General features: G+C 53.4%; 11 protein-coding genes. 3 read left to right on the top strand and 8 right to left on the bottom strand.

Translation table 11 applies throughout. The features are described from left to right. Window positions 1-8 precede the first annotated feature (8 nt). Genes trkH through pepQ form a run of 3 tightly spaced genes read right to left on the bottom strand, consistent with a single transcriptional unit; the run spans window position 9 to window position 3,444 of the window. Window positions 9-1,460, bottom strand: coding sequence for a Trk system potassium transporter TrkH (trkH, locus tag AL515_RS01990; protein ID WP_003017848.1), 1,452 nt, complete (start codon window positions 1,458-1,460; stop codon window positions 9-11). A gap of 38 nt (window positions 1,461-1,498) precedes the next feature. After that, entirely contained in the window at window positions 1,499-2,113 is a 615-nt protein-coding gene (locus AL515_RS01985; protein ID WP_048214101.1) for an IMPACT family protein, read from the bottom strand. Beyond that, complete coding sequence (gene pepQ / locus AL515_RS01980; protein ID WP_061066937.1) at window positions 2,113-3,444, bottom strand: Xaa-Pro dipeptidase; 1,332 nt, start codon at window positions 3,442-3,444, stop codon at window positions 2,113-2,115. Before pepQ ends, AL515_RS01985 begins: the two co-directional genes overlap by 1 nt. 189 nt (window positions 3,445-3,633) lie before the next feature. On the opposite strand from pepQ, the gene fadB reads away from it, so the two are divergent. Beyond that, window positions 3,634-5,823, top strand: coding sequence for a fatty acid oxidation complex subunit alpha FadB (gene fadB, locus AL515_RS01975; protein ID WP_061066936.1), 2,190 nt, complete (start codon window positions 3,634-3,636; stop codon window positions 5,821-5,823). A gap of 9 nt (window positions 5,824-5,832) precedes the next feature. Then, window positions 5,833-6,996, top strand: a complete 1,164-nt coding sequence (fadA, locus tag AL515_RS01970; RefSeq protein WP_061066935.1) for an acetyl-CoA C-acyltransferase FadA — start codon at window positions 5,833-5,835, stop codon at window positions 6,994-6,996. 178 nt (window positions 6,997-7,174) lie between these two features. On the opposite strand, the gene AL515_RS01965 is transcribed toward fadA, so the two are convergent. From AL515_RS01965 to ubiD, 4 genes are all read right to left on the bottom strand, one after another. Further along, window positions 7,175-8,155 (bottom strand): LacI family DNA-binding transcriptional regulator, encoded by a 981-nt coding sequence (locus tag AL515_RS01965; RefSeq protein WP_061066934.1) that lies wholly within the window; start codon window positions 8,153-8,155, stop codon window positions 7,175-7,177. A gap of 16 nt (window positions 8,156-8,171) precedes the next feature. After that, window positions 8,172-9,080, bottom strand: a complete 909-nt coding sequence (locus AL515_RS01960) for an ROK family protein (RefSeq protein ID WP_061066933.1) — start codon at window positions 9,078-9,080, stop codon at window positions 8,172-8,174. 229 nt (window positions 9,081-9,309) lie between these two features. After that, window positions 9,310-10,011, bottom strand: a complete 702-nt coding sequence (gene fre, locus AL515_RS01955; RefSeq protein WP_048214095.1) for an NAD(P)H-flavin reductase — start codon at window positions 10,009-10,011, stop codon at window positions 9,310-9,312. Between the two features lie 40 nt (window positions 10,012-10,051). Continuing rightward, entirely contained in the window at window positions 10,052-11,545 is a 1,494-nt protein-coding gene (gene ubiD / locus AL515_RS01950; protein ID WP_040230095.1) for a 4-hydroxy-3-polyprenylbenzoate decarboxylase, read from the bottom strand. Window positions 11,546-11,711: 166 nt separating this feature from the next. Here ubiD and rfaH point away from each other — a divergent pair, with 166 nt between their 5' ends. Beyond that, window positions 11,712-12,200 carry a transcription/translation regulatory transformer protein RfaH gene (rfaH, locus tag AL515_RS01945; protein ID WP_005133248.1) on the top strand — a complete coding sequence of 163 codons (489 nt, stop codon included), beginning with the start codon at window positions 11,712-11,714 and terminating at the stop codon, window positions 12,198-12,200. Between the two features lie 10 nt (window positions 12,201-12,210). Here rfaH and tatD read toward each other — a convergent pair whose 3' ends face one another. Next, on the bottom strand, window positions 12,211-12,993 hold the full coding sequence (tatD, locus tag AL515_RS01940; RefSeq protein WP_061066932.1) for a 3'-5' ssDNA/RNA exonuclease TatD: 783 nt from the start codon (window positions 12,991-12,993) through the stop codon (window positions 12,211-12,213). Between the last annotated feature and the right edge of the window lie 3 nt (window positions 12,994-12,996).

Below are 12,996 nucleotides of genomic sequence, written 5' to 3'. Positions count from 1 at the left end.
TTACTCCATTATTCACGCCAGAAAGTAGGGGTAAAGAGCACCAGCAGAGTAAAGACCTCCAGACGACCAAACAGCATGTTGGCAATCAGGATCCATTTCGCCACCGGGTTCATGCTGGCAAAATTGTCGGCAACAACCCCCAGCCCAGGCCCGAGGTTATTCAGCGTCGCCACAACTGAGGCAAACGCAGAGAAGTCATCCACACCGGTCGCAATAATTGCCAGCATACTGATAATAAAGACCAGCGCATAGGCAGAAAAGAAGCCCCATACCGCTTCAAGGATTCGTTCCGGCAACGCTCGGTTGCCCAACTTAATGCTATAGACCGCATTGGGGTGAACCAGTCGCTTCAGTTCGCGGTTACCCTGTTTGAACAGTAACAAGATACGAATCACCTTCAAACCACCGCCCGTTGACCCGGCACAGCCACCAATAAACGCAGAACACAGTAGCAGCACCGGCAGGAACAACGGCCAGCGAGCAATACTGTCCGTAGTAAATCCGGCGGTCGTCGCCATCGATACCACCTGGAAAAATGCCTGGTTGATCGTCGTGAGCGCCGACCCATAGGTATTATGTATCCACAACACCAGCGTACAGACGGCCACCAGCGTTAGCTGCACCCCGATAAACATGCGGAATTCCGGATCGCGCCAGTAGACCTTCAGACTACGCCCGCTTAATAAAGAGAAGTGCAGGCCATAGTTACAACCGGAGATCAGCAGGAAGATAGCAATAATCGTGTTAATCGTGGGGCTGTCGAAATACCCCACACTGGCATCGTGTGTGGAAAAGCCGCCGATAGCAATGGTGGCGAAGCTGTGCCCAATGGCGTCAAAGGCAGGCATGCCGGCAAACCACAGCGCCAGCGCACACGCAACCGTCAATAGCACATAGATGAGCCACAAGGTTTTCGCCGTTTCGGCAATACGTGGGCGCATTTTGTTATCTTTCAGCGGCCCCGGCATTTCTGCACGATAGAGCTGCATGCCACCCACGCCAAGAATAGGCAGGATAGCCACCGCCAGCACGATGATCCCCATCCCGCCGAACCATTGCAGCATCTGGCGATAAAAGAGAATGGCATGCGGCAGTGAATCCAGCCCCACCAGCGTCGTCGCACCTGTGGTTGTTAACCCGGAAAAGGATTCAAAAAAAGCATCGGTGATCGTGAGGTTAGGACTTTCCGCAAAAATGAACGGCAACGCACCCACGCTCCCCAGCACGGTCCAGAATAAGACGACGATCAAAAACCCTTCACGGGATTTCAGTTCGCCCTTCTCTTTACGGTTTGGCCACCACAGCATGGAGCCGATAGCCAGAGCAACGAAGAAAGTTTGGGTAAATGCACGACCCGCACCATCACGGTAGATAAGTGCTACCAGTCCGGGGATGATCATCGTTCCCGAAAATAAGATGACCAGTAGTCCAACGATTCGGGTGATGGCGCGAAAATGCATCTCTGCCGCTTCCTTAGTTCTTTAAAATGAGGTGGGGATTATTCTGCAATCGATAACAATTGCAATGAACCACGACTAAAATCCGCCAGCTTTGCTGAAAATTCATCCACTTTCGCATAAGGAAGTGCTACCCGAAGCAGAACGAATGCCTGGTAATCACTGAAAACGATTTTACCGTCAAACTGCCCCAACAGTGTTTCAATGCCTGCCAGTTGGCCGTACTCACACTGCAAAGTATATTCGGTTAATGGCGTCTTGCGCTGTGTCGTTAACTGGCGCAGCGCCTGATTCACACCACCACCGTAGGCTTTTACCAACCCCCCCGTACCGAGAAGGATACCGCCGTAGTAGCGCACCACCACCGCAGTAATCTCACCAACGCCGCTCCCCATCAGTTGAGCGAGCATCGGTTTGCCTGCGGTACCCGCCGGTTCGCCATCGTCTGAAAATCCCAGCTGTTGCGAGTCATTGGGCGCACCCGCCACCCACGCCACACAATGATGACGTGCATCCGGGTGTTCCGCTCTGACTGACTCAACAAACGCTTTCGCCGCTTCTACACCGTCCGTATGGGCGAGCAACGTAATGAAGCGGCTTTTTTTGATCTCTTCAACGACGCTAACCGGTGCCGCAGGGATTAACCAACTGTCCATTACGCCAGTTTCAAATCCCGGGTCATGTTTTCAATATTGCTCTCGTGGACCACCACGTTGTCTTCAATACGAATCCCGCCGAACGGCTTCAGGGCTTCGATTTTCTGCCAGTTGAAGTGTTTGCTGAATTGCCCTTCACGCCACGGTGCCAACAGCGATTCAATAAAGTAGATGCCCGGTTCGATGGTCAGAACCATGCCCGGTTGCAAAACGCGGGTGCAACGCAGATAAGGATACTTCGACGGCGCGGCCAGGTGGGTACCGCTGTCATCCTGCATAAAGCCAGCAACATCATGCACCTGCAGACCCAGCGGGTGACCAATGCCGTGCGGCATAAACGGCCCGGTAAGATCGTTTTCTACCATCGCCTCTTCACTCATATCGGTGATGATTTGATGCTTACGCAGCAGTTTCGCGATGCGCTGATGGAACTGAATGTGGTAATCCACATAGCTGGTGCCTGCTTTCATCGTGGCAATAAGCGCCAGTTGCTCGTCATTCACATCTTTCACCAGATGCGCATAGTCGTTGTCGCTTTTCGCCGACCAGGTACGCGTCAGGTCTGCCGCATAGCCGTTATATTCCGCACCCGCGTCCAGCAGGAAGCTGCGGATTTCAGACGGAGCCTGATGATCCAGCTTGGTGTAATGCAGAACCGAAGCATGCTCGTTAAGTGCAACGATATTGCTGTACGGCACGTCGGTGTCACGATGACCGGTAGCCGTCAGGTAAGCGAGGTTGATGTCAAACTCGCTCATTCCGGAACGGAACGCTTCTTCCGCGGCACGGTGTCCATTCACCGCCATTTTCTGCGCTTCGCGCATACAGGCCAGTTCGTAATCTGTTTTATAGGCGCGGTAATAGTGCAGGTAGTCGATCACCCCTTTCGGGTTGATGTTGCTGGCCGCGATATCCAGCTGCAGTGCGCGTTCCGGAACCGGACCAATGTAACCGATATTGCCGCGAGCAGCAGGCAGTTGACTACCAATACCATCCGCTTTTGGCAGCGCGATGATCTCAATTTCTTCCGTCCAGAAGGAGGTCGGCAGCGGCTCAACGTTGTGCCAGTAATCGACCGGCAGGTAGAACCACAGTTTCGGCTTGTTCACGCCATCCACCAGCAACCAGCAGTTAGGAACCTGCGTTACAGGCACCCAGGCTTTGAACTGCGGATTAACCTTAAACGGATATGGATGATCGTCGAGAAAGACGTTAATCAGCTCACCTGAGTGAATAAGTAACGCATCCAGCTTAAAGCGTTCCAGTGCGTCGCGCGTCCGTTCTTGTAGGGTAACGATATGATTTTTATAGAGAGCGGCCAGTGATTCCATTTTCTATCCTTCTGTTTTTTTGACCTCAAGTCTCCGCATCTTAGCACATCGCCTTGTGAGTGCGTGATTTCTGCCGAGCGTGATCAAATCGTCATTTCTTTAATCATTTATTTGCATTTTATTAACACAAAATACACACTTCGATTCATCTGGTATGACCAGATCACCTTGCGGATTCAGGAGACTGACATGCTTTACAAAGGCGACACCCTGTACCTCGACTGGCTGGAAGATGGCATCGCCGAACTGGTGTTCGATGCCCCTGGTTCGGTCAATAAACTCGACACGGCCACCGTTGCCAGCCTGGGCCATGCGCTTGATGTGCTGGAAAAACAACCGAATTTAAAAGGGCTGCTGCTGCGTTCTAACAAAGCAGCCTTTATTGTTGGTGCCGATATCACCGAATTCCTTTCACTGTTCCTCGTGCCTGAAGAACAGTTAAGCCAGTGGCTGCATTTTGCCAACAGCGTCTTTAACCGCCTCGAAGATCTGCCTGTTCCGACCCTCTCTGCGGTAAACGGTTACGCGCTGGGCGGTGGCTGCGAGTGTGTCCTGGCAACCGATTATCGTCTGGCAACACCAGACCTGCGCATTGGCCTGCCGGAAACCAAACTGGGCATTATGCCGGGCTTTGGCGGTTCCGTGCGTATGCCACGTATGCTGGGCGCGGACAGCGCGCTGGAAATCATTGCTGCAGGTAAAGATGTTGGCGCTGACCAGGCGCTAAAAATCGGCCTGGTCGATGGCGTGGTGAAGCAAGACAAACTGCTTGATGGCGCGATTGCCGTATTACGTCAGGCGATTAACGGCGACCTTGACTGGAAAGCCAAACGTCAGCCGAAGCTGGAGCCGTTGAAACTCAGCAAAATTGAAGCGGCTATGAGCTTTACCATCGCCAAAGGCATGGTGGCGCAGACGGCAGGTAAGCATTATCCCGCACCGATTACCGCGGTAAAAACCATTGAAGCAGCGGCTCGTTTTGGCCGTGAAGAAGCGCTGAATCTGGAAAATAAAAGCTTTGTGCCACTGGCGCACACCAGTGAAGCTCGCGCGCTGGTTGGGATCTTCCTGAACGATCAGTTCGTGAAAGCCAAAGCCAAAAAGCTCACCAAAAATATTGAAGCACCAAAGCAAGCGGCAGTGCTGGGTGCAGGCATTATGGGCGGCGGCATCGCTTACCAGTCAGCCTGGAAAGGCGTGCCGGTTGTGATGAAAGATATCAACGACAAATCATTAACGCTCGGAATGACCGAAGCGGCCAAGCTACTGAACAAACAGCTTGAGCGCGGCAAAATTGACGGTCTGAAAATGGCGGGCGTGATTTCCACTATTCATCCAACCCTCGACTATAGCGGTTTTGAGCGTGTGGATGTGGTGGTTGAAGCGGTCGTAGAAAACCCGAAAGTGAAAAAAGCGGTGCTGGCGGAGACTGAAGACAAAGTTCGCCCGGATACGGTACTGGCGTCGAATACCTCCACCATCCCAATCAACGAACTGGCCAGCGCGCTCAAGCGCCCGGAAAACTTCTGTGGGATGCACTTCTTTAACCCGGTGCACCGTATGCCGCTGGTTGAGATCATTCGCGGCGAGAAAAGCTCGGATGAAACCATCGCCAAAGTTGTCGCCTGGGCAAGCCAGATGGGCAAAACGCCAATTGTGGTCAACGATTGCCCCGGTTTCTTCGTGAACCGCGTGCTGTTCCCGTATTTTGCCGGTTTCAGCCAGCTGCTGCGCGATGGGGCGGATTTCCGCAAAGTCGACAAAGTCATGGAAAAACAGTTTGGCTGGCCGATGGGCCCAGCTTATCTGCTGGACGTGGTGGGAATTGATACCGCACATCACGCGCAGGCAGTGATGTCCGCAGGCTTCCCTCAGCGTATGCAGAAAGATTATCGCGACGCGATAGACGCCCTGTTTGATGCTAACCGTTTCGGACAGAAAAACGGTCTTGGATTCTGGCGTTATAAAGAAGACAACAAGGGCAAGCCGAAAAAAGAAGAGGATGCCACCGTTGACGGTTTGCTGGCAGATATCAGCCAGCCGAAGCGCGACTTTAGCGATGAAGAAATTATCGCCCGCATGATGATCCCAATGGTCAACGAAGTGGTACGTTGTCTGGAAGAAGGCATTATCGCCAGCCCGGCAGAAGCCGATATGGCGCTGGTGTATGGCCTGGGCTTCCCTCCGTTCCACGGCGGCGCGTTCCGCTGGCTGGATACGCTCGGCAGCGCGAAGTATCTCGATATGGCTCAACAGTATCAGCACCTTGGCCCGCTGTATGAAGTTCCGGCCGGTCTGCGTGACAAAGCGCGCCATAACGAACCGTATTATCCCCAGGTTGAGCCTGCCCGCCCGGTTGGCAGCCTGAAAACGGCTTAAGGAGTCACAATGGAACAGGTTGTAATTGTTGATGCGATCCGTACCCCGATGGGCCGTTCGAAAGGGGGCGCGTTTCGTAACGTGCGGGCAGAAGATCTCTCCGCACATTTAATGCGTAGCCTGCTGGCGCGTAATCCGGCGCTGGAGCCAACCGCGCTGGATGACATTTACTGGGGCTGTGTGCAGCAAACGCTGGAGCAGGGTTTCAACATTGCCCGTAACGCCGCGCTGCTGGCAGAAATTCCGCACTCCGTTCCGGCGGTCACCGTCAACCGCCTGTGCGGTTCCTCGATGCAGGCGCTGCACGATGCGGCACGTATGATCATGACCGGCGATGCTCAGGCGTGCCTGATTGGTGGCGTGGAGCATATGGGCCATGTACCAATGAGCCACGGCGTTGATTTCCATCCAGGCATGAGCCGCAACGTAGCAAAAGCTGCGGGGATGATGGGGCTGACGGCAGAAATGCTCTCGCGTATGCACGGTATCAGTCGTGAAATGCAGGATGCCTTCGCCGCACGTTCACATGCTCGCGCCTGGGCTGCAACACAGTCTGGCGCATTTAAAAACGAAATCATCCCGACCGGCGGTCATGATGCCGACGGTGTGCTGAAACAGTTTAACTATGATGAGGTTATTCGTCCGGAAACCACTGTCGAAGCGCTATCCACCCTGCGCCCGGCGTTCGATCCGGTGAGCGGAACGGTCACTGCCGGTACCTCCTCCGCGCTCTCCGACGGAGCAGCGGCAATGCTGGTCATGAGTGAAAGTCGCGCCCGTGAGCTGGGTCTGACGCCGCGTGCCCGTATTCGTTCGATGGCTGTTGTTGGCTGCGACCCGTCAATCATGGGTTACGGTCCGGTTCCGGCCTCAAAACTGGCGCTGAAAAAAGCGGGACTCTCCACCAGCGACATCGGCTTGTTTGAGATGAACGAAGCCTTTGCCGCCCAGATCCTGCCGTGCATTAAAGATCTGGGGCTGATGGAGCAGATCGACGAGAAGATCAACCTCAACGGCGGCGCGATCGCCCTGGGCCACCCACTGGGTTGCTCCGGGGCGCGTATCAGCACCACCCTGCTCAACCTGATGGAACGCAAAGACGTGCAGTTTGGTCTGGCAACGATGTGTATCGGGTTAGGTCAGGGCATCGCGACGGTATTTGAGCGAGTTTAATCAAAGATAAATTCCCCTAAATAATTCTCGCTGCATCGCGGCGGCAACTGAGCGAATCCCCGGGAGCATAGATAACTATGTGACCGGGGTGAGCAAAGGCAGCCAACAAAGAGGCAGAGTGAATTATGACGGGGAAAGGTTTAGTTGCCGTTCTTCCCGCCTGTCAGGGGCGGGTTTTTTATTTACCTGAACTACCACGCACCACTAATTGCACCGGCAACAGCAGATTCTCTTCCAGTTTCTCTTCCAGCAATAAACGCAGCGCTTCACGCCCCAGTTGCTTTTTATCAACCGCAATAGTGGTCAGCGGCGGATGTGACCAGGCCGCAGCATCGATATCATCAAACCCCACCAGCGCGAGATCTTCCGGGATACGTATATCCTGCTGCGCACACACCCGCTGAACAACCAGCGCTGCCGCGTCGTTATAGGCAAAAATAGCGTCGGGCGGCTCTGGCAGACTGAGCAATTCATTAACCGCCTCCACCAAAGATTGCTCGGTATCCAGCAGTGGCGGCGCAATGGCTTCATACTCTGGCGGCATCAGCAAACGGGCTTCATACAATGCCTGACGGTAGCCCTTCTCGCGCTGACGGATGCTGTAGTGCGCAAGCGAACTGGCAAGAAAAGCGATACGGCTGCGCCCTTGTGCAATCAGATGTTGCGTGGCCAGATAGCCGCCCTGGGTATTGTCCGGATTGACGCATGGCAAACCTGGAGCCCACAGATCCACCAGCACCAACGGCAATTTCATCTGTTGCAGCAAGCCAAGTAATTCAGGCTCAAAAAAACCGGCGCAGATCAGCGCATCCGGCTGGTGCAGCATCACCTGCTCACTCACTGCATCACCTGGGCCTATAGAGAGAAAACTCAGCGCAATACCCTGATCCCGGCAGGCATCATCGATACCCAGCAGCAGCTGCGAGTAAAACGGCAATGCCCGGCTGATATTGTGCTGGCGGTGAAGCAAAAACAGGACTCGCTTGAGCTTGTCACTGCGCAGACGGGAAAAATCATAGCCCTGCTGCTGCGCGACAGAAATAATGCGCAGCCGGGTATCTTCACGTAGCCCTGGCTGCCCTTTTAGTGCACGGGATACAGCGCCAACTGAAACGCCGCAGGCTTCGGCAATATCTCTGATTCGTACAGGTTTCGTCATTTCACTCTCATTAATTCTACACGGTGGCCTGTTGTGCTCCCAGCCAGGCCGCGCCGCGTACGCCGCTACTGTCGCCGTGTCGGGCCTGAACGATCGGCGTACGGCACTGTTTACCAAACACGTATTGTGCCACTCGCGCCTGCAAGCCTGTGTACAGTAAAGCGATATTAGATACCCCGCCCCCCAGCACGATAACATCGGGATCGAGCGTATTCACAACCCCCGCCAACGCACGCGCCAGCTGATCGCAATAGCGTTCCCATAACAAACAGGCTACCGTATCACCCGATTCTACCCGTTGCATAATTTGTGGCACACCTGCATGTTGCGCGGTGTGATTCATATACTGACGCTCCAGGCCGCTGCCGGAAATAAAGCTCTCAATACAGTTCACCTGTCCGCAATAGCATGTCACTTCAGCCCCATCCCGAGATTCGTGGTAGCGCGGCAATGCATTATGTCCCCACTCTCCTGCACAGGCGTTAGGTCCAGAGATCAAACGGTTATCGATGCATAGTCCACCGCCGCAACCGGTACCGAGGATCACGCCAAATACGACAGGATAGCCCCGTCCGCTACCGTCCATCGCTTCCGACAGTGTGAAGCAGTTGGCGTCATTAGTTACGGGTACTGGCATTCCTAATGCACGCTCAAGATCTTGCGAAAAAGCCTGCTGATTCAGCACCAGGATGTTGGAATTCTTAATCAAACCTTCGCTATCCACCGCGCCGGGCACCCCGATACCCACCGATAAAGGCTGATTAACGGCCTGTCTCGCCTTAGCAATCATCTCGGTCACAGCCTGGAAAAAATCACCGTAACTCTGCTTTGGTGTCGCACTTCGCTCGCAGAAAACAATTTCACCTGCGTTATCAATCACCACCGCTTCAATTTTAGTCCCGCCGATATCCAGTCCGAGCCTCATGGTTTTCCCTCGCTGACGTCCCGCAATGTGATGCGATACAGCTTGCCCATTTTGTTTACTAAACAAAATGAAACCCGTCACAAAAACTCAGTTTTATGATTAATAGATAGAAAAAACATGTTTACTAAAAAATATGCTGAAAAAGAGAAACAACAAGACCGGGTTTGCACCCAGTTAGAAGAAGTAAGGTTGGTAATGGATGCGCCGGAAGGGATCCGGCGCACAGCGCTTAAATGAACGCGAAAGCGTCGCCAAACAGGCGATCTTCACGCGCACTACGTTCATTGCAGAACAGGTCGCGCGCGATTTTAGCCATCTCGAAACGCCCGGCGATATAAATATCATGTTCCGCCAGAGTGCCGTAATCCTGTAATACTGCCGTTAATACGGTTCCCGTACGACCACGCCAGCCGTCTTCAGGCTGCTCTACCACCGGCTCAACGCGCAGGTTCGGGTGATTCACCGACAATGCTTCCAGCTCTGAGAGATCGTAGAGATGCTTCTCTTCGCGCCCGCCCCAGTAAATAGTGATATCGCGGTTTGGATTGCGCGCCAGCGCGGTAAGCAGAATAGAACGCACGTAAGAGAACCCTGTACCTCCGGCAATCAGGATCAGCGGACGATTCTCATCATCCCGCAGCCAGGCTTCACCGTGCGGGATATCGACCTTAATTTCCCGATCTTTCAGAATTCGGTCCATAACAGCCATGGCATAAAGATTTAGCTCAGAAGCACCCACGTGCAGCTCAATGAACCCATGCTCATCCGGCGTAGATGCCATGGAGAACGGGCGTTTATCACGTTCGTCCATCACGACCATTAAATACTGACCTGCACGAAAGGAAAACGCCGCGTCCGGCACTAAACGTACGCGATATACGGTGTCAGTGATAGCTTCTACCGAGGTCACTTTACAGCTTAAGGTTGTCATGCGCTCTCTCTGTCGGATCAATAGGCAAAACGATCGCGCCTCAGGCGCTTTTGCCGTCATTAAAGATGGCTAATTCATCCCAAATTGCGTCAATACGCGCAGTCACTTCAGGATCTTTTTTAATCGGGCGTCCCCACTCTCGTTGGGTCTCACCCGGCCATTTATTTGTGGCATCCAGCCCCATTTTTGAACCAAGGCCGGAAACCGGCGAGGCAAAATCCAGGTAATCAATCGGCGTATTCTCTACCAGTACCGTATCCCGGGCCGGGTCCATACGGGTAGTAATTGCCCAAATCACATCGTTCCAGTCACGTGCGTTGACATCATCATCGCAGACAATAACAAATTTGGTGTACATAAACTGACGCAAAAATGACCAAACGCCCATCATGACGCGTTTGGCATGACCCGCGTACTGTTTTTTCATCGTCACCACGGCCAGTCGATAAGAACAACCTTCCGGCGGCAGATAAAAGTCGACGATTTCCGGGAACTGCTTTTGCAGAATAGGAACAAAGACCTCATTCAGCGCCACACCGAGAACCGCTGGCTCATCTGGTGGGCGTCCGGTGTAGGTGGAGTGATAAATCGCATCTTCACGTTGGGTAATGTGGGTGACGGTGAAAACCGGGAAGCTATCCACTTCATTGTAATAACCCGTATGATCGCCATACGGTCCTTCCGGTGCCAGTTCACCCGGCTCGATATAACCTTCCAGTACGATTTCAGCGCTGGCGGGTACTTCGAGATCGTTGGAGATGCATTTGACGACTTCGGTCTTGGTGCCACGCAGCAGCCCGGCGAAGGCGTACTCTGATAATGTATCAGGTACAGGGGTCACCGCGCCCAGAATGGTCGCCGGGTCTGCCCCTAACGCAACGGAGACTGGGAAACGCTCACCAGGGTGTGCAGCGCACCACTCCTGATAATCCAGCGCGCCGCCACGATGTGAAAGCCAACGCATAATGAGCTTATTTTTGCCAATCAACTGTTGGCGATAAATACCCAGATTCTGTCGCTCTTTATGCGGACCACGCGTGACGGTGAGTCCCCATGTAATCAGTGGCGCTGCATCTTCCGGCCAGCAGGTCATAATCGGAATGCGGTTTAAATCAACGTCATCGCCTGAAGAAATTTTTTGCTGACAAGGCGCACCGCGTAGCCGTTTGGTCGGCATGTTCAGCACCTGCTTGAACTGTGGCAGCTTATCAAACAGATCGCGGAATCCTTTCGGCGGCTCCGGCTCTTTCAAAAACGCCAACAGCTTACCAACTTCCCGTAGTGCTGAGACATCTTCTTGCCCCATCCCCATGGCGACACGCTTCGGCGTGCCAAACAGATTGCACAGCACCGGCATTGAATAGCCTTTTGGATTCTCAAACAGCAGCGCAGGCCCACCGGCACGCAAGGTGCGATCGGCAATTTCAGTGATCTCCAGATGGGGATCCACTGGAAGCGTAATGCGTTTGAGCTCGCCCTGCTGTTCAAGCTGCGTCAGGAAGTCGCGTAAATCGTGATATTTCATGGCGTCCATTATGGCCTCTGTGTAAGCGCCTCATTATACGGCGTTCATCATTGTGATGCTGTATTTTTGTTAAATTAGCGTGAACTCTGGCAACCAACACCGATGAGGCTTGAAAGATGAAGTGTATAATGACTTTTGCTATGCTTGCGCTCAGAACAAGCGGATAAGAGTTATTATGCAAGCCTGGTATTTACTGTACTGCAAACGCGGGCAACTTCAACGTGCCCAGGAACACCTGGAAAGACAAGCAGTAAACTGTTTGACGCCAATGATCACCCTGGAAAAAATGGTGCGTGGTAAACGTACCACAGTCAGTGAGCCACTTTTCCCTAATTACATGTTTGTCGAGTTCGATCCGGAAGTGATCCACACCACGACCATCAATGCGACACGTGGCGTTAGCCATTTTGTACGTTTTGGAGCGACACCAGCCACCGTCCCCTCTCCCGTCATTCACCAGCTTTCTATCTACAAGCCCGAAGGAATTGTTGACCCGGAAACGCCGCATCCTGGAGACTGCGTCATTATCACTGAAGGGGCATTTGAAGGGTTGAAGGCGATTTTCACCGAACCCGACGGCGAAGCACGTTCCATGCTCCTGCTTAACCTGTTGAATAAAGAGGTTAAGCAGAGCGTGAAAAACACCGGCTTTCGAAAAATATAAACAGACTGACTCAGAAGGTCACTTCGAATAACGTTCTGACGTTGGCATCAATCGCCGTTGATAGCCACTGAGGATCTTCCCCGCGCCAGTGCGCAATACGCTCAAGAATATGCGGCAGGTGTGCAGGTTCATTGCGTCGGGAAGTCGGCTTCGGGGCCAGATCGCGTGGGAGTAAATAGGGCGCGTCTGTTTCTATCAGCAGCCTTTCCACCGGGATAAACGGCAGTAGCTCCCGTAGTTCCATACCCCGACGCTCATCGCAGACCCATCCGGTAATCCCGATATAAAGCCCTCTGTCCACGCAGTCCTGCATCTCCCGGCGCGAGCCAGTGAAACAGTGCAGCACTGCGCCGGGGAGGCTGTCCAGCCAGGGTTCCAGCAGCGTCAGAAAACGTTCGTGGGCATCCCGACAATGCATGAAAACAGGCATCTGCAATTCGGCGGCAATACGCAATTGCGCCTCAAAAGCCCGTTCCTGTTCCTGCGCAGTGGAGTAATTACGATTGAAATCCAGGCCACACTCACCAATGGCGACCACTTCGGACTGGTTCGCCAGTGCAATAATTTCCGCCTCTGTTGAGGATTGCCATTGGCTACTGTCATGCGGGTGGACGCCAGCTGTGGACCAGCAATGTGGATAATGCTGTGCCAACTTTAGCGCCTGCTGGCTTTCATGCAGGTTTGTTCCGGTCAGAAGCATGCCGTTTACACCCGCAGCAAAGGCGCGCGCCACAACCTCATCCCTGTCTCTCGCAAATTGTGAACTGGTTAGATTAACGCCAATATCAAACATGCT

Source organism: Citrobacter sp. FDAARGOS_156 (assembly GCF_001559235.2).
In the GTDB taxonomy this organism is placed as follows: domain Bacteria; phylum Pseudomonadota; class Gammaproteobacteria; order Enterobacterales; family Enterobacteriaceae; genus Citrobacter; species Citrobacter youngae.
The sequence above is the reverse complement of the archived record's forward strand: the minus strand, read 5'-3'. Positions and strand labels throughout refer to the sequence as shown.

Bases quoted from the DNA above. Each gene is read 5' to 3' on its own strand.
- trkH (WP_003017848.1), bottom strand. From the start codon at position 1,460: ATGCATTTTCGCGCCATCACCCGAATCGTTGGACTACTGGTCATCTTA.
- AL515_RS01985 (WP_048214101.1), bottom strand. From the start codon at position 2,113: ATGGACAGTTGGTTAATCCCTGCGGCACCGGTTAGCGTCGTTGAAGAG.
- pepQ (WP_061066937.1), bottom strand. From the start codon at position 3,444: ATGGAATCACTGGCCGCTCTCTATAAAAATCATATCGTTACCCTACAA.
- fadB (WP_061066936.1), top strand. From the start codon at position 3,634: ATGCTTTACAAAGGCGACACCCTGTACCTCGACTGGCTGGAAGATGGC.
- fadA (WP_061066935.1), top strand. From the start codon at position 5,833: ATGGAACAGGTTGTAATTGTTGATGCGATCCGTACCCCGATGGGCCGT.
- AL515_RS01965 (WP_061066934.1), bottom strand. From the start codon at position 8,155: ATGACGAAACCTGTACGAATCAGAGATATTGCCGAAGCCTGCGGCGTT.
- AL515_RS01960 (WP_061066933.1), bottom strand. From the start codon at position 9,080: ATGAGGCTCGGACTGGATATCGGCGGGACTAAAATTGAAGCGGTGGTG.
- fre (WP_048214095.1), bottom strand. From the start codon at position 10,011: ATGACAACCTTAAGCTGTAAAGTGACCTCGGTAGAAGCTATCACTGAC.
- ubiD (WP_040230095.1), bottom strand. From the start codon at position 11,545: ATGGACGCCATGAAATATCACGATTTACGCGACTTCCTGACGCAGCTT.
- rfaH (WP_005133248.1), top strand. From the start codon at position 11,712: ATGCAAGCCTGGTATTTACTGTACTGCAAACGCGGGCAACTTCAACGT.
- tatD (WP_061066932.1), bottom strand. From the start codon at position 12,993: ATGTTTGATATTGGCGTTAATCTAACCAGTTCACAATTTGCGAGAGAC.